Source organism: Enterococcus sp. 22-H-5-01 (genome assembly GCF_050310005.1).
Lineage (GTDB): Bacteria > Bacillota > Bacilli > Lactobacillales > Enterococcaceae > Enterococcus_A > Enterococcus_A hailinensis.
On record NZ_CP189993.1, the window covers coordinates 1219704 to 1236879 of the forward strand.

General features: G+C 38.1%; 18 protein-coding genes and 2 tRNA genes. 2 read left to right on the top strand and 18 right to left on the bottom strand.

The window, feature by feature from the left end; all coding sequences use genetic code 11:
• Window positions 1-7 precede the first annotated feature (7 nt).
• The 3 genes from ACQKTA_RS06240 to ACQKTA_RS06250 form a co-directional block, all read right to left on the bottom strand.
• Complete coding sequence (locus ACQKTA_RS06240) at window positions 8-673, bottom strand: ComF family protein (RefSeq protein WP_427813151.1); 666 nt, start codon at window positions 671-673, stop codon at window positions 8-10.
• On the bottom strand, window positions 663-1970 hold the full coding sequence (locus tag ACQKTA_RS06245; protein ID WP_427813152.1) for a DEAD/DEAH box helicase family protein: 1308 nt from the start codon (window positions 1968-1970) through the stop codon (window positions 663-665). The genes ACQKTA_RS06240 and ACQKTA_RS06245 overlap by 11 nt, the downstream gene beginning before the upstream one ends.
• Before the next feature lie 89 nt (window positions 1971-2059).
• On the bottom strand, window positions 2060-2344 hold the full coding sequence (locus tag ACQKTA_RS06250) for a DUF7662 domain-containing protein (protein ID WP_332581473.1): 285 nt from the start codon (window positions 2342-2344) through the stop codon (window positions 2060-2062).
• A 103-nt stretch (window positions 2345-2447) separates the two neighbouring features.
• On the opposite strand from ACQKTA_RS06250, the gene ACQKTA_RS06255 reads away from it, so the two are divergent.
• Entirely contained in the window at window positions 2448-3089 is a 642-nt protein-coding gene (locus ACQKTA_RS06255; protein WP_427813153.1) for a YigZ family protein, read from the top strand.
• A gap of 9 nt (window positions 3090-3098) precedes the next feature.
• Here the strand turns inward: ACQKTA_RS06255 and ACQKTA_RS06260 are convergent, their stop codons facing one another.
• Window positions 3099-3803, bottom strand: a complete 705-nt coding sequence (locus tag ACQKTA_RS06260) for a GntR family transcriptional regulator (RefSeq protein WP_407855494.1) — start codon at window positions 3801-3803, stop codon at window positions 3099-3101.
• Window positions 3804-3936: 133 nt separating this feature from the next.
• Window positions 3937-8178: an acyl-CoA dehydratase activase-related protein gene (locus ACQKTA_RS06265; RefSeq protein WP_427813154.1), complete on the bottom strand. Its 4242-nt coding sequence runs from the start codon at window positions 8176-8178 to the stop codon at window positions 3937-3939.
• 176 nt (window positions 8179-8354) lie between these two features.
• Between ACQKTA_RS06265 and ACQKTA_RS06270 the strand changes: the two genes are divergently transcribed.
• A complete protein-coding gene (locus ACQKTA_RS06270; protein ID WP_407855496.1) occupies window positions 8355-8963 on the top strand; it encodes a TetR/AcrR family transcriptional regulator in 609 nt (202 codons plus the stop codon).
• A 33-nt stretch (window positions 8964-8996) separates the two neighbouring features.
• On the opposite strand, the gene ACQKTA_RS06275 is transcribed toward ACQKTA_RS06270, so the two are convergent.
• The 13 genes from ACQKTA_RS06275 to murA form a co-directional block, all read right to left on the bottom strand.
• Window positions 8997-9170, bottom strand: a complete 174-nt coding sequence (locus tag ACQKTA_RS06275; protein WP_407855497.1) for a hypothetical protein — start codon at window positions 9168-9170, stop codon at window positions 8997-8999.
• A gap of 131 nt (window positions 9171-9301) precedes the next feature.
• Window positions 9302-9373: transfer RNA gene (locus tag ACQKTA_RS06280), tRNA-Gln, on the bottom strand.
• Between the two features lies 1 nt (window position 9374).
• Window positions 9375-9458: transfer RNA gene (locus ACQKTA_RS06285), tRNA-Tyr, on the bottom strand.
• 81 nt (window positions 9459-9539) lie between these two features.
• Window positions 9540-9770 carry a DUF2969 domain-containing protein gene (locus tag ACQKTA_RS06290; RefSeq protein ID WP_332580791.1) on the bottom strand — a complete coding sequence of 77 codons (231 nt, stop codon included), beginning with the start codon at window positions 9768-9770 and terminating at the stop codon, window positions 9540-9542.
• A gap of 83 nt (window positions 9771-9853) precedes the next feature.
• Window positions 9854-10498, bottom strand: a complete 645-nt coding sequence (locus tag ACQKTA_RS06295) for a CBS domain-containing protein (protein WP_427813155.1) — start codon at window positions 10496-10498, stop codon at window positions 9854-9856.
• 4 nt (window positions 10499-10502) lie between these two features.
• Entirely contained in the window at window positions 10503-11204 is a 702-nt protein-coding gene (locus ACQKTA_RS06300) for an ABC transporter ATP-binding protein (protein WP_332580793.1), read from the bottom strand.
• Window positions 11204-11980 carry an ABC transporter ATP-binding protein gene (locus ACQKTA_RS06305; RefSeq protein ID WP_427813156.1) on the bottom strand — a complete coding sequence of 259 codons (777 nt, stop codon included), beginning with the start codon at window positions 11978-11980 and terminating at the stop codon, window positions 11204-11206. The genes ACQKTA_RS06300 and ACQKTA_RS06305 overlap by 1 nt, the downstream gene beginning before the upstream one ends.
• Window positions 11961-12935: a branched-chain amino acid ABC transporter permease gene (locus ACQKTA_RS06310; RefSeq protein ID WP_427813157.1), complete on the bottom strand. Its 975-nt coding sequence runs from the start codon at window positions 12933-12935 to the stop codon at window positions 11961-11963. The genes ACQKTA_RS06305 and ACQKTA_RS06310 overlap by 20 nt, the downstream gene beginning before the upstream one ends.
• Before the next feature lie 9 nt (window positions 12936-12944).
• A complete protein-coding gene (locus ACQKTA_RS06315; RefSeq protein WP_071857505.1) occupies window positions 12945-13823 on the bottom strand; it encodes a branched-chain amino acid ABC transporter permease in 879 nt (292 codons plus the stop codon).
• Window positions 13824-13933: 110 nt separating this feature from the next.
• Complete coding sequence (locus tag ACQKTA_RS06320; protein WP_427813158.1) at window positions 13934-15097, bottom strand: ABC transporter substrate-binding protein; 1164 nt, start codon at window positions 15095-15097, stop codon at window positions 13934-13936.
• A gap of 194 nt (window positions 15098-15291) precedes the next feature.
• Window positions 15292-15576: a membrane protein insertion efficiency factor YidD gene (yidD, locus tag ACQKTA_RS06325; RefSeq protein ID WP_427813159.1), complete on the bottom strand. Its 285-nt coding sequence runs from the start codon at window positions 15574-15576 to the stop codon at window positions 15292-15294.
• A 103-nt stretch (window positions 15577-15679) separates the two neighbouring features.
• Window positions 15680-15856 (bottom strand): DNA-directed RNA polymerase subunit beta, encoded by a 177-nt coding sequence (locus ACQKTA_RS06330; RefSeq protein ID WP_332580798.1) that lies wholly within the window; start codon window positions 15854-15856, stop codon window positions 15680-15682.
• Window positions 15857-15867: 11 nt separating this feature from the next.
• Entirely contained in the window at window positions 15868-17169 is a 1302-nt protein-coding gene (murA, locus tag ACQKTA_RS06335) for a UDP-N-acetylglucosamine 1-carboxyvinyltransferase (RefSeq protein ID WP_427813160.1), read from the bottom strand.
• Between the last annotated feature and the right edge of the window lie 7 nt (window positions 17170-17176).

The following is a 17176-nucleotide window of genomic DNA, read 5'->3' on the forward strand; positions in this document are numbered from 1 at the left end:
ACGCACTTTAACGCGCAAAAGTCAAGCTATTCACCACTTTAGCTCCATTTTTATAAAGTAATTCCGCTCCATGGAGCAATGTTCTTCCAGTCGTGTAAACATCGTCGACTAATAAAACTTTCTGATTTCTAATCTTTTCAGCTGGTTGAATTAAATAAAAAACTTGTGGCATATTTAAACGCGCCACTCGTGTTTTTTCTGATTGAGGTGGCGTTTCTTGACGACCTAACAATAGTTGATGCGAACAGCTCGTTATAGCTAAGCAGCCGCTGACTTGATTGAACCCCCTGGAAGAAAAGCGCTCAGCAGAAAGGGGCATCGGGCAAATAATGTATTGTCGATAAGCTTTTAAGCTTTGTTGAAGTTCTGTAGCAAATGCTCCCCGCAAGCGATAATCCCCCTTAAATTTATAAGCAGTAATCCACTCTTTAAAGCCTTCAGTATAAGAAAACAAGGCTTTGTTATTCAATACAAATCCAACTTCTTTTTCCCATTGTTGACAATCATGGCAAAGTCCACTAATATCGGGCCGCCCACACCCTGCGCATGCTGAAGCTGGATCGATTTTAGAGAAATATTTTTCACAGTGAAAACAACGAAAACTGCCGGTAATAAAAATTTCTCGCAAGGTATAATTACGTATAAGTATCGTTTGGCAACAACTACAACGCATCGATCAGCCCCTCCGCTAGTGCACGCTGGTTATTCTGCTTGATTTCTTTGATCGCTTGTTTGATAGAATATGTCATTTCACTAGTAACGAATACCACTTCTCCACAACTCGTTTCCCCTTTACGATCCACGCGCCCGGCAATTTGAACCAGTGCGGCTTTGGTAAAAATCCGATGTGAGGCTTGCAATACCACAACCGAAATGTTTTCAAAAGTCACTCCTCTTTCTAAAATCGTGGTCGTTAATAACAATTGATACTTTCCATTACGCATATTCTCTACTTTAACTAAACGTTCTTGATCTTGTGAAAAGACAGTTGTCAAAGAAACCTCCGACATGAGTGTTTTTAAATAATTGCCAAGTTGTTCGATCAAAAAAATATTTGGACAAAACAATAATAGATTGGTTTCTTCTAGCAATGAAAAGAGTCTATCCAAAATTTTTTTAGGCAATTTATTTACCTTCAGCTGACGTTCTAAATTCCAAGAAAAAAGCAATCTCGGCACTGGCAATCGACGACGATGGTAACGTGCCGGCAAATGGTAGCAATGTTCAACTACTTGTTTGATTTCTTTAGAGGGTGTTGCGCTCAAGTAAACTAAACGTCCATCAACTGCCAATGCTCGCTTGACTGCTTGCGACAAGAAAGGATCGCCCGCATACGGAAAGGCATCGACTTCATCGATGATGATCACATCAAAATAAGCAAAATAACGAAATAATTGATGGATCGTACAAACACTAAATGAATCTCCTTGATCTTTTCTTGCTTGACCATGAAATAAATTGATGGCTTCTTTAGGAAAAGCTTGGCAAAACCGTAAATAAATTTCATTGCAGACATCCACACGGGGTGAAGCAACTGCGATTCGTTCACCATTTTCCAACGTATTTTTTATCAAAGCAAATAAAAGTTCTGTTTTCCCAGCACCGGTCACAGCCCAAAGTAAAAAACGCTTGGCAGGTTGCTGATCAACTACTAATTTTTTTGAGATCTCGGCCTGAGCCGGAGATAGTTTCCCTGACCACTCCAACGTCACTTCACGCGAATTTTGTTTATTGGGCAAAAAATAATATAGAAACTCTTGACTGCTGATACGACCAAGATCGATGCAATAAGGACAGTAGTAAAAATCAGCAGGTAATTTTTCTACTGACAAACTTCCACAACGTTGGCAAAACCATTGGTCATCCCTTTCAATCATCGCCGGTACTCTTTTAGCTGCTTTCAAATCGATCTGAGGATAAAACAATCGCCATTCATTCAGTAATAAGCGCTGACCTAAAATATTCATCATCTTCTTTCGGACTTTTTTTTAAAGGTACGCAGAAGGTATAAGGATGAAATTTGCAATCGAGATAAAAAAATAGCTAAGCTTCTCTAAGCTTAGCTATAGAACCAATTAGATTTCACTAATTTATTAAATACGATATATTCTTTGGCTAAATTGACCTGAACTACTTCATAGTTTGCATTGAGCCAACCGTAAGCGCCTTTTTCTGGATGACGATAATCATTGGCCCACCAATCTAAATCTTGTCGTGCTGTTTGCGGCAATCCACTGCGTGGAAAAAGTAATTCATCAAACTGAGTGAATGTTAATGTCACTTGAGAACCATTGTTCATTTTCAAGTAGTGAGTGATGCCATCGTATTTTTTTGCCCGGGTCATCTCTGCACCTCTCCTTTCAAGACACAAGCAGTCTTTAGTTGAAACCTCACCTACTTTTCTCCTATACTATCATTAAGAGACACAAACAAAGCGAGGCAAAAATATGTTGCAAACTTATCGAACCATCAAAGAAGATTATCAACACGAGATCGAAATCAAAAAATCACGATTTATCTGTTTTTTAAAGCGCATCTCTTCTGAAGAAGAAGCCAAAGAATTCATCCAGCAAATCAAAAAGGAACATTGGAAAGCCAACCATAACTGTAGTGCTTTTGTGCTAGGTGAGCGCAATGAAATCCAACGCTCTTCTGATGATGGTGAACCTAGCGGAACTGCCGGAGTTCCTATCTTAGAAGTTTTGAAAAAAAATGACTTGATCAATGTCTGCGCTGTCGTCACTCGGTATTTCGGCGGGACGAAATTAGGCGCTGGCGGTTTGATCCGTGCTTATTCCGGAGCTACAGCTCAAGTAATTTCGACTATTGGGATTGTTGAAGGACGATTACAACAAGAAATCATCGTTCAAATCGACTATCAAAACTGGGGGAAATTAGAGAATTTTCTTACGCAGGAAAAAATTGCGGTCAAAGAGACTCAATTTACTGAACAAGTAATGCCTACTTGTATGGTAGATGAGTCTTCAGTCGCAAACTTTGAATCCCAAGTGACTGATTTATTGAATGGACAAGCTCAATTTACGACTGGAGCCGTTACCTACTTTGAACAATTGATCCAAGAAGACTAACTTCTTGGATTATTTTTCTAAATAAAATTCAAATCGACTGCCAACATATTGCGTCCGTACATATTCGAATGGACGTCCATCCGCTAAATAAGAAATTTGGCGCAAACGTAAAATGGCATCACCGCGTTTGACAGCTAAATAATCAGCGATTTGTTCCGAAGCTAAAATAGCAGTCACGGTTTGGTTTGCTTGCCCGATTTCTAATCCTTTTTCTTTTAAAGTATGATAGAAAGATTCCGTGATTTCTTCTTTACTGAATCCCTCGACTAATTCAGCCGGAATACTCGCTTCTTCAAAACAAATTGGTATATCATCCGCATAACGAATCCGTTCCATCCGTAAAACTTGGTCTCCTTTTTCTAAACCCAGTTTTTCAGCTTCACTTGAACTAGCGCGTGAATGAAAGAAAGAGATGGTTTTACTAGATGGCACCTTATTCAAGGACTCCATAATATCGGTAAAACTTGTCGTTCCGCTCATTTTTTCTTGAACTTTTTCACTTGCAACGTACGTTCCAGAGCCGATTTTCCGTTCTAATATTCCTTCATCAGATAACGTTTGGACCGCTTGACGCAATGTCATCCGGCTCACACCAAATTTCACTGATAAATCACGTTCAGAAGGTAAGCGATCGCCCACTTTCCATAGACCATTTTCAATTTCATGTTTCAATTGATCATGTATTTGAATATAAACAGGCACTTGATTCGCCATGTCCCATCACCTCATTAATTTATTAGTTTCATTATAACTGGTATATACCTAATTCACAACAATAACCGTGTTGTCTGTAATTATTCATAATAATTAAAAAGAGTAGACCTATTTGACAGGTCTACTCTTTTACTTAATTTTTAACTTCTTCTTTTAGTTGTTTATTGGCTGTTGCCATCATCAAACGGATTCGATTCAATTGGTTAACGATAGAAACACCTGGATCGTAATCGATTGCTGCAATATTGGACTTAGGGTATTGGTGACGTAATTCTTTAATGACCCCTTTACCGACAACGTGGTTTGGTAGACACCCAAATGGCTGCATGCAGACGATATTATTGACACCGGTCTTCAAAAGATCGATCATTTCACCGGTTAAGAACCAGCCTTCACCCGTATGATTTCCGATAGAAAGAATCTTACTAGCATCTTCAGCCAATTGATAAATCGAGTGGATTCCAGTAAAACGTTCTGAAGCACGTAAGGCTTTATCCATTGGTTTTTCGACAACTTCAATTAACTTGATAGCCATTTCAGCAAGATTTTTACTCTTCTTAGGCATCCCCATATTATCATATTTCCAAATCTGATTATACAGCGAGTAATTCATAAAACCGATCAAATCAGGTACAACTGCTTCAGCACCTTCTTCTTCTAATAAACGAACAATATCATTATTGGCTGTCGGTGAATATTTGACTAAGATTTCTCCCACCACACCGACTTTCGGCTTGATCTCATTTGAAATCGGTACAGTATCAAATGCTTTAACAATTTTTTTCATATTACGATTAAAGATCGTCAAAGAACCATTGCGGACGTTACTCTCGACTTTTTTCAACCATTCTTCATGTAAAGCATCGATTTGGCCTTTTTCTAATTCATATGGACGTGTCCGATAAACCACTCGCTCAAATAGATCTCCATAAAGAATCGCTACAACAATCCGTTTTAACATCGGTAACGTAAATTTGAATCCTGGGTTGCTTTCCACCCCTTTATTACCTAATGAAACTGAAACAACGGGGACTTGAGGGAAGCCGGCATCATTCAGAGCTTTTCTCAATAATGGGATGTAGTTCGTCGCACGACAGCCTCCGCCAGTTTGACTCATCATGACACTTGTATTGTTTAAATCATATTTTCCACTTTCCAAAGCCTCTACTAATTGGCCAATGGAAATGATTGCTGGATAACACGAATCATTATTGACATATTTCAAACCGACATTAACAGCTTCACGATCCATTGCTGGCAAACAAACCACATTATAGCCCGAAGCTTCCAAAGCGATATCAAACAAGCCTGATTGATGGATTGGACTAAGCATTGGCAACAACAAGGTATGCTTTTTACGCATTTCTTTTGTAAAGACGATTTTTTCAGGTTCTTCAAATCGTTTGACTGGTTCATAATTAGATTTATCTCGTTCATTGACCGCTGCTTTTAACGAACGTAAACGAATTCGAATAGCACCTAGATTAGATCCTTCATCGATTTTCAAAACTGTGTAGATCTTTCCATATTGATCCATGATTTCTTCGACTTGGTCCGTTGTTACAGCATCTAAACCACAACCGAATGAATTCAATTGCACCAACTCGAGATTTTTTGTTTTAGCGACTACTCGTGCTGCTGCGTACAAACGAGAATGGTAGACCCATTGATTGACTACACGTAAATTACCTACGTCACTTAAATGAGAGATACTGTCTTCAGTCAAAACATGGAAGCCTTCTTGCGTAATCACTTCTGCGATACCGTGATTGATCTCTGGATCCAAATGATAAGGACGGCCTGAGAGAACGATTCCTCGTTCATTTTTTTGATTTAGCATCAACAACGTTTCTTCACCCTTTTGGCGAATATCTTGTTTGAATGCTTCTAACTCTTCATAAGCGTGATGCAATGCGTCATCAATTTCATTTTGTGTGATTCCTAGATCTTGGAAGCAACGGCCTAATACTTTCGCTACAGAGGCTTCATTTCCAAGATTTAGATAAGGATTGCGATAATCCACTTTTCCATCGCGAATGTCATCAACATTGTTTCGAATAACATCTGGATAACTTTGGACGATTGGACAATTGAAATGGTTATCAGCTTCTTTTGATTCTTCCCGTTCAAATACAACACCAGGATAGAAAATCATTGGTACACCACTATCAATCAACGCTTGGATATGCCCGTGAGCGATTTTGGCTGGATAACAAGCAGTATCACTAGGAATTGTTTCCATACCTTGTTCATACAGTTCTTTGTTTGAACGAGGAGACAATTTCACTCTAAAGCCTAGATCGCTAAAAAAGGTATGCCATAATGGATAATTTTCATACATGTTCAAGACCCGCGGAATTCCGATTTCTCCACGGATAGCCTCTTTTTTACGCAATGGGCGATACTTGAACAAACGACGATATTTATAATCAACCAAGTTGACCTTTTTATCTTCACGTTTCACTTTGATCCGCGCACCACGTTCACAGCGATTGCCTGTAATAAATTGACGGCCATCAGAGAACAATGTCACAGTCAGCATACAATTATTTTCACACAACCCACAATGCGTAAATTCTTTTTCTGCTGTAAATGAATCGATTTCCGCTAGTGATAACGTTTCAGTCGTTTCGCCGACTTCATAATTTTCTAACGCAATCAATGCAGCCCCAAAAGCTCCCATTAATCCAGCAATCGATGGACGGACAACTTCACGACCCGTAACCATTTCAAATGCTCTTAAAACAGCTTCATTATAAAATGTTCCACCTTGACAGACGATTTTTTCTCCAAGCTCTTCCGGACGACGAACCTTGATTACTTTATAAATTGCATTTTTTATAACTGAATAAGATAATCCAGCAGAAATATCGCCTACAGAAGCACCTTCTTTTTGTACTTGCTTCACTTTAGAGTTCATAAAGACGGTACAACGAGATCCCAAATCGACAGGACCTTTTGAGTGCAAAGCAGCTTCAGCAAAGTCTTCTACTTTGTAATTCAATGATTTCGCAAATGTTTCAATAAAAGATCCACAGCCAGATGAGCATGCTTCATTCAACTGGATCGAAGATAATGCGCCATCTTTGATCGTCATGGCTTTCATATCTTGGCCACCGATATCTAAAATAAAATCGACACCTGGTTGGAAGTGATTAGCTGCTTTGTAATGAGCCATTGTTTCAACTTCACCAATATCAACCTTCAAAGCGTTTTTGATCAATTGTTCACCATAACCCGTTACAGCTGCTTTGCCGATAAAGACATTTGCTGGTAGTTGTTGATACAGGTCTTTTAACACGCTCATTGTTGTTTCCAATGGCTGCCCCTGATTATTTCCATAAAAAGAAAATAGTAAGTTACCATCAGAATCAATTAAGGCAACTTTAGTTGTTGTTGAGCCCGCATCGATCCCTAAAAAAGCCACACCTTCATGTTGTGCCAAGTCTTTTGTTTTCGCTTGTGCTTGATTGTGGCGTTCACGAAATACTGCTAGATCTTCATCATCTTTAAATAATGGTTCCAACGTATCAGAGGGTGATAAGTGACCTTCTTCAGCTGTTGCTAAGCGATGTAATAATTCAGTTAACGAAGAAACTGGTGCTTCTTCCGAATAAAAAGCTGCTCCCATGGCCACAAATAATTGTGGATTTTCTGGAAAAATCACATCTTCAGGAGCAATGTCCAATGTCTCGATAAAACGTTGACGTAATTCAGACATAAAGAACAATGGTCCGCCAAGAAAAGCGATCTTACCTTTGATTTTACGACCAGCTGCTAAGCCAGCAATGGTTTGATTGACAACCGCTTGGAATATACTCGCTGCGATATCTTCTTTTGGAGCGCCTTCATTGATCAAAGGCTGCACGTCTGTTTTAGCAAAAACTCCACAACGTGATGCGATTGGATAAATTGTTTTATAATTTTTAGCTAATTCGTTAACGCCGTTTGCATCTGTCTTTAGTAAGACAGCCATTTGATCGATAAAGGCTCCGGTACCACCAGCACAACTACCATTCATCCGTTGTTCTAATGAACCCTCGAAAAAGGTGATTTTAGCATCTTCTCCTCCTAGTTCAATGGCTACATCTGTTTCTGGAATTACTTCTTCAACTGTGCGTGTACACGCGATAACCTCTTGGACAAAAGGAATCTCTAAGACATCTGCTAATCCCATACCACCAGAACCAGTGATACTCATCGTCATCGCTTGATCTCCAAGAATGTTTTCTGCTTCTTTGAGCACTCGTTCTGTGGCAGCTTTCACATCTGAGAAATGACGTTCATATTTTGCAAAGAGAGTTGTATTTTGTTCATCTAAAATGACTAGCTTTACGGTCGTAGAGCCAACGTCGATTCCCGCTCGTAATGTCATAATTATTCCTACCTTCCATTTTTAACAACACCTGTTGATTAAAATACATAGTGTTTGTTATACTACTCACGTATATTCTAAAAAGATTTTAACCTTTATGCAATACGCAAATGCACTTCATCCGTGTGATAAACAACAATCAATAAAGATTTGTTGTTAAATGAAAGGGAAAATTTATGAAAAAGAAAATTGATCTTCGAGTAAAACGAACACGCAAAATGATCGTAGAAGCTTTTATTCATTTAGTAGAAGAAAAGGGATATGATAACATCACGATTCAAGAAATCGCTGATGAAGCAATGATCAATCGTGCAACTTTTTATTCGCATTTTAAAGACAAACAAGATTTATATGATGCGATTTTCAAGCAAGCTATCGATGCATTCGCAGCTGTATTAGATCCTGATCAGATCGTCCAAGGAAATCGGTTAAAAGTTCGACAAATCGAAATGGTACTTAAAATTATTTATGAACGTATCCAAGAAAACCGAAAATTTTTCTTAACTATCATGGATGCCTCAGGTAATGAAATTCTCCGAAAAAAAATTGCTGAGATTTTAGATATTAAGTATGCGCATATTTTTAATCAACTTAAGATCACCGAGAATGACATTGAAGTTCCTTTAGATTTCATTATCGAATATATGACTTCGATTTTTGTTGGTACACTTCATTGGTGGATCACCAGTGATACCGATATGGATGCTGATGATTTATCAAAACTTGTAGTCAAGCTAGTCGGTAATGGCCATTTGACGATTTTAGGCATTGAAATCGATCATTAAAAAAAAACCGTTCAATTAATGAACGGTTTTTTTTTAATGATTTTTTGCTTTCCATTTAATGGTATGACGCGTTGGTCGTAATGTCCGAATTCGTGGCGCTAATTTTTTTTCTTCTTTGGTGATCTCGATTGAATTATCTTTAACTGTATTATAAATTTTGGTTACAGTATCTGTTACCATTTCTTTCATATCATCGATTTTACTCATCTTATTCCCCCCCTCTTTCCAATTGCATAAGTCATTTCTTTTACTGTAGCTCAATTCTGGTTCAGCTTCAAGTTAGAAACATTTTTGAACAAAAAAATAAGACGTCTTCACGTCTTATCTTTTTTATATTACTGGGGTAGCTGGATTCGAACCAACGCATGAGGGAGTCAAAGTCCCTTGCCTTACCGCTTGGCTATACCCCAATGGTGGAGGAGAGTGGATTCGAACCACTGAACCCTAAGGAACGGATTTACAGTCCGTCGCGTTTAGCCACTTCGCTACTCCTCCAAGAGGTTTTTATTATTTAAAAACCCGACTCAGTTATAATACCGAATATTTCAAAAAAATGCAAGTACTTTTTTGAAAAAATTATTCATGTAAATTCCAATTGCGAATCAATGCTTCAATTCCATCATCCAATGTCTTAAAACCGCCTAGCAAATGGTCGTCTGCATACGTTTGAAAAACTTTATTTTCAGGAATAATCTCACCAATTAATTTTTTCCCAATCACTAATTGAGTCACTGTTTCTTTATTTCCATTGATTGAACGTTCTTCTTCTTTGATCTGAACTTGAATATCTTTGTTTTTTTTAGACATAACTTTCACACCACCTGCAGATAGTTTATCATATTCCAAAAGAAAAGGACAACTGCTTTACGCGCGTTGTCCTTAGATCATCATTAAGGATTTGTGACTGCTGCACGACGCACATCATAGCCATTGTCTGTCAATAGCTGTTTGATTTTATCGGCTTCTTTACTTTGCAAATGAATTTCTAAAATCGTGGCATTCTCCTGATGATCGACTACAACATTTAAAATACTATACTCATTGTCAGCTAAAAGCTTGGCCACCGATGCTAAGACACCTTTTTTATCCTCTAAAATCTTCAATTGAAGACGCGTGCCACCTTCGTGATAACCCGTTAATTTTAGAAATGCATCGAAGATATCATTATTAGTAATAATTCCGACCAATTGCTCGCCCTCTAACACTGGTAGCACGTTGATTTTATTGTGACGCATTAAATAGATCGCATCCTCTAATTCTGCATCAGGTTCAACCGTTTTAACATCTTTGATCATCACATCTGCTACAACTGTTTTATTCAATAGATAATTCACTTCATGGACACTTAAGCTCGTTGCTTTTGACGGTAGTGCTTCTTGAATTATTCCTTCCGTGATCAACCCAACTAATTGATCCTTATCCACTACAGGTAATCTGTGAATATCATACTTTTTCATTAAATCAATAGCATCAAAAATTTTAGTATCTGATGGTACTGTGACTAATTCTGCGGTCATAAAATCTTTTACACTCATTTTTTTATCCTCCTAGATAAGCTTTCTTCACTTCTTCACTTTCTAGCAATTCTTTTCCCGTTCCCGATAACACGACTTTACCCGTTTCTAAAACATATCCGCGGTCCGCAATCGACAGTGCCATCTTAGCATTCTGTTCAATCAATAAGACAGTCGTCCCTTGCTTTTGGATTTCTTGGATAATATTAAAAATTTCTTTAATGAAGATTGGTGCAAGTCCCATTGATGGTTCATCTAATAATAATAAGCGTGGTTTAGACATCAACGCTCGGCCCATTGCTAGCATTTGCTGTTCACCACCAGATAATGTGGAAGCATCCTGACTCAAGCGTTCTTTCAGAATCGGAAATTTTTCATAAATATGGTCATAATCTTTTTGCGTATCTCCGTCTTTTCGTAAATAAGCTCCCATTTCTAAGTTTTCTAAGACCGTTAAACCAGAAAAGACATGGCGCCCTTCTGGAACTTGAGAAATTCCTTGTGCAACAATTTTTCTAGGAGCTTTCTTTTGAATCGGCTGTCCCTCGAAGGTGATTGTTCCATTCGATGGTTGATTTAAGCCAGAGATCGTTCTTAAGATCGTCGTTTTACCCGCACCATTGGCTCCAATCAATGAAACGATCTCGCCTTGATTGACTTCAAAACTAACATCTCTTACCGCTTGGATCATGCCGTAATGCACCGAAAGATTTTCAATTTTCAACATTATAGCTCACCTCCAAGATAGGCTTTGATTACTTCGGGATTATTTTTGATTTCTTCAGGTACCCCTTCTGCTAAGATGCGACCATACTCTAATACATAGATTCGTTCACAAACATCCATGACTAGACTCATATCATGCTCAATCAACAAAATCGTAATTTTGAATTCTTCTTGGATTTTACGAATCAAGATCGTCAGTTCCGCGGTTTCTTGAGGATTCATACCAGCGGCTGGTTCATCTAAAAATAAAATCTTTGGTTTCGTCGCTAATGCTCGAACGATTTCTAGTCGACGTTGTTCTCCATATGGAAGATTTTTTGCTAAATTTTCAGCCTTATCTTGAAGATCAAAAATTTTCAGTAAGGCCAAGGCTTCTTCTCGTAAAGTCTCTTCCTGATTGTAAAAGGCTGGCAATCTAAGAACACTAGAAAGAAAGCCTTCTTTATTTTTACTATTCATCGCAATCAAGACATTGTCTAAGACCGTTAAATCTTTGAATAAACGAATATTTTGAAACGTTCGGCTTAGACCTAGATCAGCGATTACATAGGGTTTTTGACCATTCAATCGGTGCTCTTTCCCCTCTGATTTTAACAACACATCTCCCTCACTTGGTTCATAAACACCTGTGATTAAGTTAAACAATGTCGTTTTACCCGCACCATTGGGACCGATCAATCCGACTAATTGGTTTTCTTCTAATGCGATATTAACATTGGAGACAGCTGCCAAGCCGCCAAAGTTTTTAGTAAAGTCTTTAATTTCTAACAGAGGCATCTCGGTCATCTCCTTTTTTGAACTTAGTAAAGATTTTTTTCACTGATAATTCTTTCGTGCCTAATAAACCACCTGGTTTGAAAATCATCAAAATAATCAATGCCAATGCGTAAATGATCATACGTAAAGTTCCAAAATCTTGAAGGTACATATTGATGATTCCTAAAAGAATCGCTGCAATCACTGTACCAGTAATACTGCCGATTCCACCTAATACTACAAGGATCAAAATATCTACAGATTTAGTGAACGCAAAGTCTTTAGGGGCAATCGATTGTAAATAACCGGCATAAAGAGATCCCGCAATACTAGCAGTCATTGCTCCAAAGGCGAAAGCCATCACTTTATATTTAGTCGTATTGACACCCATTGCTTCTGCAGCAATCTCATCCTCACGAATCGCCATTGTTGCTCGGCCAGCGCCAGAACGAATGTAATTGACAATAAATAGCGTAGTAATAGCCACAAATCCATAGACCATCTGCCAATCAACGAACGGTTGAATCCCAAACAATCCTGAAGGTCCATTGGTAATATCTTTAAAATTGATCAATAAAATACGGATAATTTCTGCTACACCAAGTGTTGCGATTGCTAAATAATCACCGCTTAGACGCAATGTTGGAATCCCAACGGCTACTGCAACGATTCCCGCAATAATCACACCAACGGCCATTCCTAAGAAAAAGCCTGCATAAGTTGGCATACTCATTGAGACTAAAGCTGCGCCATAAGCACCGATTGCCATAAAGCCCGCATGACCTAAAGAAAATTGTCCTGAAAAACCAATAATCAGATTTAATCCAACTGCTAAAATAATATTGATTCCGATCTGAACCAATACATTATCTAAAAATAGATTGACCATGCCTGCAGAATACGCAATATAAAGCGCAGCATATCCTAGCACGATTAAAGCCAGCCAAATCAAATTGTATTTTAAATTCTTTTTCATTTGACTCACCTACACTTTCTCTTTCACATGTTTTCCTAGAATACCCGCCGGACGGATCAATAAAATCAAAATCAGTACAGCATATACTACAGCATCTTTAAAGTCAGAGAAGCCCAGGGCTGTTGTGATCGTTTCGATCAAGCCAATCACAAATCCTCCAATTGCTGCACCAGGTATAATACCGATTCCACCAAGTACCGCTGCGATAAATGATTTCAATCCGGGCATATATCCCATCATCGGATCGATCGAGTTGTAATACAAACCGATCATCATTCCGCCAGCTGCCGCTAAGGCTGAACCTAAAGCGAAAGTAAATGAAATCGTACGATTCACATCGATCCCCATTAATTGTGCTGCATCTGTATCGACACTTACTGCACGCATCGCTTTTCCCATTTTTGTTTTTTGTACAATCAGATTTAAAGCAATCATCAAGAATAATGACAAACCTAAAATCAATAATTGAATATTTGAAACACTCAAAAAGCCGATTTTATACACATGCATCTCGATGACTTGCGGAAACGGTCTAGTTGATGAACTAAAAAAGTAAATCATCGTATTTTGTAAAAGATACGAAACACCAATTGCTGTAATCAAAGCTGCGATCCTTGTTGAATTCCTCAATGGTCGATAAGCTAGAAACTCAATAACAACACCTAATATCGCACTGCCGATCATTGACAGAATCAAGGCTGGAAAAAAGCCCATATTGAATTGATTAATCAAAAAGTAGCCAATAAATGAACCAATCATATAAATTTCACCATGAGCAAAGTTAATCAATTTGATAATTCCATAAACCATAGTGTAACCTAAGGCCATCAGTGCGTAGACACTTCCGAGAAAAAGGCCGTTGACGATTTGCTGAATAAATACTTCCATCTTTATCACATCACTTTTCTAAAAAATAGAGTGGTCAAAGGACCTTGATTTTTAAAAAGGAGCATGCCAACAAGTATTGGCACACCCCCTTGTCTGCTTTTTCTGAGTAATTATGGATTTACAGTTTCAGCAGAAGATTCTTTTCCATCTGTTAGACCAAGTACAACCGCTGATTTCACTGGGTTATGCTCATCGTCCATTGTGATCTTACCAGTAACACCTTCAAAATCTTTTAGTTCTGCCAAGCCTTTGTTGATCGCTGCAGGTGTTGCTTTTCCTTGATCTTCAATTGCTTGTTTGATCATGTAGACTGCATCGTATGCCAAAGCATTGAATGAAGACGGCTGTGTTCCGTATTTTTCTTCAAAAGCTTTTACAAACGGTTCAACTTTATCTGTTGCTGGTGCTTGTGTTGAAAAGTGTCCAGTGTAATAAACATTGTTTACATTGCTAGCACCGGCTGTTTCAACTAATTTTTCATCTCCAAAACCATCTGCACCAATAATCGGTTGTTCAATCCCCATTTCACGTGCCTGTTTGATGATTAAACCAGCTTCTGTGTAATAACCTGGGATATAGATGACATCGAAATCTTTACCTTTGATTTTTGTTAACATCGCTTGGAAATCTTTATCACCAGCCGTAAAGTTTTCTTCTGCAACAATTTTACCTTTATATGTTTTTTTGAAGGCCTTAGTCAATCCAATTGCATAATCACTAGAATTATCACCCAAGATTACAGCCTTTTCAGCTTTCAAATTTTCTTCCGCATATTTCGCTAATACAATACCTTGGAAACTATCTTGGAAACATGCCCGATAGATGTAATCTTGAACTTTTCCATTTTGGACAGTGATTGCATCATCAGTTCCAGAAGGCGTTACTGCTGGAACTTTTGCTTTAGACAAGTTTGGTAAGGTTGCTTTCGTTGCTCCGGACGTTGCCGGTCCAACAATAGCTACTACATTATCTTTTGTCGTTAAATTAGCAGCAACAGAAGCTGCTTCATTATTATCTGATTTATTATCTTTTGAAACATATTCGATTTTTTTACCATCGATTCCACCATCTTTATTGATTTGCTCGACGGCTAATTTAGCTCCTTCATTTTCAGCCTCGCCGTACGCAGCGATGGCACCTGATAATTCAAAGTTCCCGCCGATTTTAATCGTTTTTGCATCCTCACTACTACTATTATCGCTGGCTTTAGGAGCCCCACAAGCACCAAATAAGAACAATCCTGCTGCTAGCGCAGCCAATGTCCGTTTCTTCATTCCTTTTCCTCCCTAATAAATCAATGATAGTTTGTTAAGATAATAAAGAATATATATGAAAAAACTCTCACTGTCAATTAAATTTTCTGAATATTTTAACTATTGCCAATAATCAAATAACTATTAGCGCTTACATTGGAATATTAGTTGGTGGAAATAAAAAAAGCTTTAGCTATTATTAGCTAAAGCAATAATTAGTTGTTCATTTGAGGATACTTAGGTTCTTCCTGATCTATCTTATTTTTACGTAAAGAAAAAGTTGTAGGAACATAATCCAAACCACCTTTTGCAAATGGCTGGCAGCGCAAGATCCGAGATATTCCCATTAAAAATCCTTTAGGTGCTCCATGGACTTGAACGGCTTTGATCATATAACTAGAACAACTTGGATAATAACGACAAGATGGTGGAAATAAAGGCGAGATGAAACGCTGATATCCTCGCACTAAAAATATAATACTTCTTCCTATTAGATTCATGGACTTCCCTCTTATTCTCTTTCGTACAGCAATCAAAATTGGATAAATTATCGATATAAAAAAGAATGCACCTAAAAGGCACACTCTTTGATTGTATTATTATTTAATGAACAAAGTCTAAAATATGACGCCAGACATCAGGCAATAAAACTTTAAATGGATTGCCTCCGCCCATTACGCCGTAACCGATCATGCTACCAATAATAAACAGCACGACACCAGCCAGTAAAATAGCTACGATTCGGATAAGGTTTCGTAAAATATGTTCACTTGAACTCATAGATACACTCCTTAAGCTAAAACAGTTGTTTTATCAGCTACTTTTTTACCATCCGTATCAACACGTTCAACATCTGCACCTAATAATTGCAATTTTTTATGGAATTGATAATAACCCCGGTCTAAATATTTTAAATTGCGAACACGTGTGATTTCCTTTGCACGCAAGCCAGCCAAGATTAAGGCAGCTGCAGCACGTAAATCTGTTGCATAAACTTCTGCTCCTTGTAAATCGGCAGATCCTTGAATCAAAGCAACATTATTATCGATTTTAACTTGAACATTCATACGACGCATTTCTTCTAAATGTTGGAAACGATTTTCAAAGACTGTTTCTGTCGTTGTACTGATTCCTTCAGCAACTGCTTGGATAGCGGTCATCTGTGCTTGCATATCTGTTGGAAAGCCTGGGTGTGGCATTGTCTTCACATCTGTTGCTTTGATCGTTTTTGGTCCGATTACTCGTAGACCTTCGTTTTCTTCACTGATCGTTACACCCATTTCGATCAATTTAGAAATAAGTGGACGATTGTGTTCAGGAATAGCTCCATCAATCAATACGTTACCTTCTGTCATCGCTGCAGCCACCATGAATGTTCCAGCTTCGATCCGGTCTTGAACGATTGGATGAGCTACCGCATGTAATCGTTCTACCCCTTCGATACGCATTGTTTCTGTACCAGCACCGTAAATGTTTGCGCCCATTTTGTTTAAGAAATTGGCTAAGTCAACGATTTCAGGTTCGCGAGCAACGTTTTCAATGATTGTTGTTCCTTTAGCTTTTACAGCTGCCATCATAATATTTTGTGTTGCTCCAACACTTGGGAAATCTAAATAAATCGTATCACCGATCAATTCGTCTGCAATAGCTTCAATATAGCCATTTTTTTGAATAATTTTTGCACCTAACGCTTGGAATCCTTTTAAATGTAGATCGATTGGACGTTTACCAATTGCGCAACCACCAGGCATCGCAACTTTTGCATGACCATTCCGAGCTAACAATGGACCCATCACAACGATTGATGCACGCATTTGACTGACATATTCATAGGGTGCTTCCACATTCAATTGACGAGTCGCATTTACTGTAATTTCTTTCTTCTCTTCATCGAACTCTACATCTGTATTAAGATAACGAATAACTTGATTCATAGTAAAAACATCTGATAAAACAGGAACATTGCTTAATGTAGTAGTTCCTTCTTCTGCTAATAATGTAGCTGCTAAAATAGGTAAGACGGCATTTTTTGCGCCTTCAATATGTACGGTTCCTTTTAATTGCTTACCACCACGAACGATGATTTCTTCCATTTGTATT

Excerpts from the sequence above, each read along its gene's own strand:
- ACQKTA_RS06240 (WP_427813151.1), bottom strand. The coding sequence starts at position 673 with ATGCGTTGTAGTTGTTGCCAAACGATACTTATACGTAATTATACCTTG.
- ACQKTA_RS06245 (WP_427813152.1), bottom strand. The coding sequence starts at position 1,970 with ATGATGAATATTTTAGGTCAGCGCTTATTACTGAATGAATGGCGATTG.
- ACQKTA_RS06250 (WP_332581473.1), bottom strand. The coding sequence starts at position 2,344 with ATGACCCGGGCAAAAAAATACGATGGCATCACTCACTACTTGAAAATG.
- ACQKTA_RS06255 (WP_427813153.1), top strand. The coding sequence starts at position 2,448 with ATGTTGCAAACTTATCGAACCATCAAAGAAGATTATCAACACGAGATC.
- ACQKTA_RS06260 (WP_407855494.1), bottom strand. The coding sequence starts at position 3,803 with ATGGCGAATCAAGTGCCTGTTTATATTCAAATACATGATCAATTGAAA.
- ACQKTA_RS06265 (WP_427813154.1), bottom strand. The coding sequence starts at position 8,178 with ATGACATTACGAGCGGGAATCGACGTTGGCTCTACGACCGTAAAGCTA.
- ACQKTA_RS06270 (WP_407855496.1), top strand. The coding sequence starts at position 8,355 with ATGAAAAAGAAAATTGATCTTCGAGTAAAACGAACACGCAAAATGATC.
- ACQKTA_RS06275 (WP_407855497.1), bottom strand. The coding sequence starts at position 9,170 with ATGAGTAAAATCGATGATATGAAAGAAATGGTAACAGATACTGTAACC.
- ACQKTA_RS06290 (WP_332580791.1), bottom strand. The coding sequence starts at position 9,770 with ATGTCTAAAAAAAACAAAGATATTCAAGTTCAGATCAAAGAAGAAGAA.
- ACQKTA_RS06295 (WP_427813155.1), bottom strand. The coding sequence starts at position 10,498 with ATGAGTGTAAAAGATTTTATGACCGCAGAATTAGTCACAGTACCATCA.
- ACQKTA_RS06300 (WP_332580793.1), bottom strand. The coding sequence starts at position 11,204 with ATGTTGAAAATTGAAAATCTTTCGGTGCATTACGGCATGATCCAAGCG.
- ACQKTA_RS06305 (WP_427813156.1), bottom strand. The coding sequence starts at position 11,980 with ATGCCTCTGTTAGAAATTAAAGACTTTACTAAAAACTTTGGCGGCTTG.
- ACQKTA_RS06310 (WP_427813157.1), bottom strand. The coding sequence starts at position 12,935 with ATGAAAAAGAATTTAAAATACAATTTGATTTGGCTGGCTTTAATCGTG.
- ACQKTA_RS06315 (WP_071857505.1), bottom strand. The coding sequence starts at position 13,823 with ATGGAAGTATTTATTCAGCAAATCGTCAACGGCCTTTTTCTCGGAAGT.
- ACQKTA_RS06320 (WP_427813158.1), bottom strand. The coding sequence starts at position 15,097 with ATGAAGAAACGGACATTGGCTGCGCTAGCAGCAGGATTGTTCTTATTT.
- yidD (WP_427813159.1), bottom strand. The coding sequence starts at position 15,576 with ATGAATCTAATAGGAAGAAGTATTATATTTTTAGTGCGAGGATATCAG.
- ACQKTA_RS06330 (WP_332580798.1), bottom strand. The coding sequence starts at position 15,856 with ATGAGTTCAAGTGAACATATTTTACGAAACCTTATCCGAATCGTAGCT.
- murA (WP_427813160.1), bottom strand. The coding sequence starts at position 17,169 with ATGGAAGAAATCATCGTTCGTGGTGGTAAGCAATTAAAAGGAACCGTA.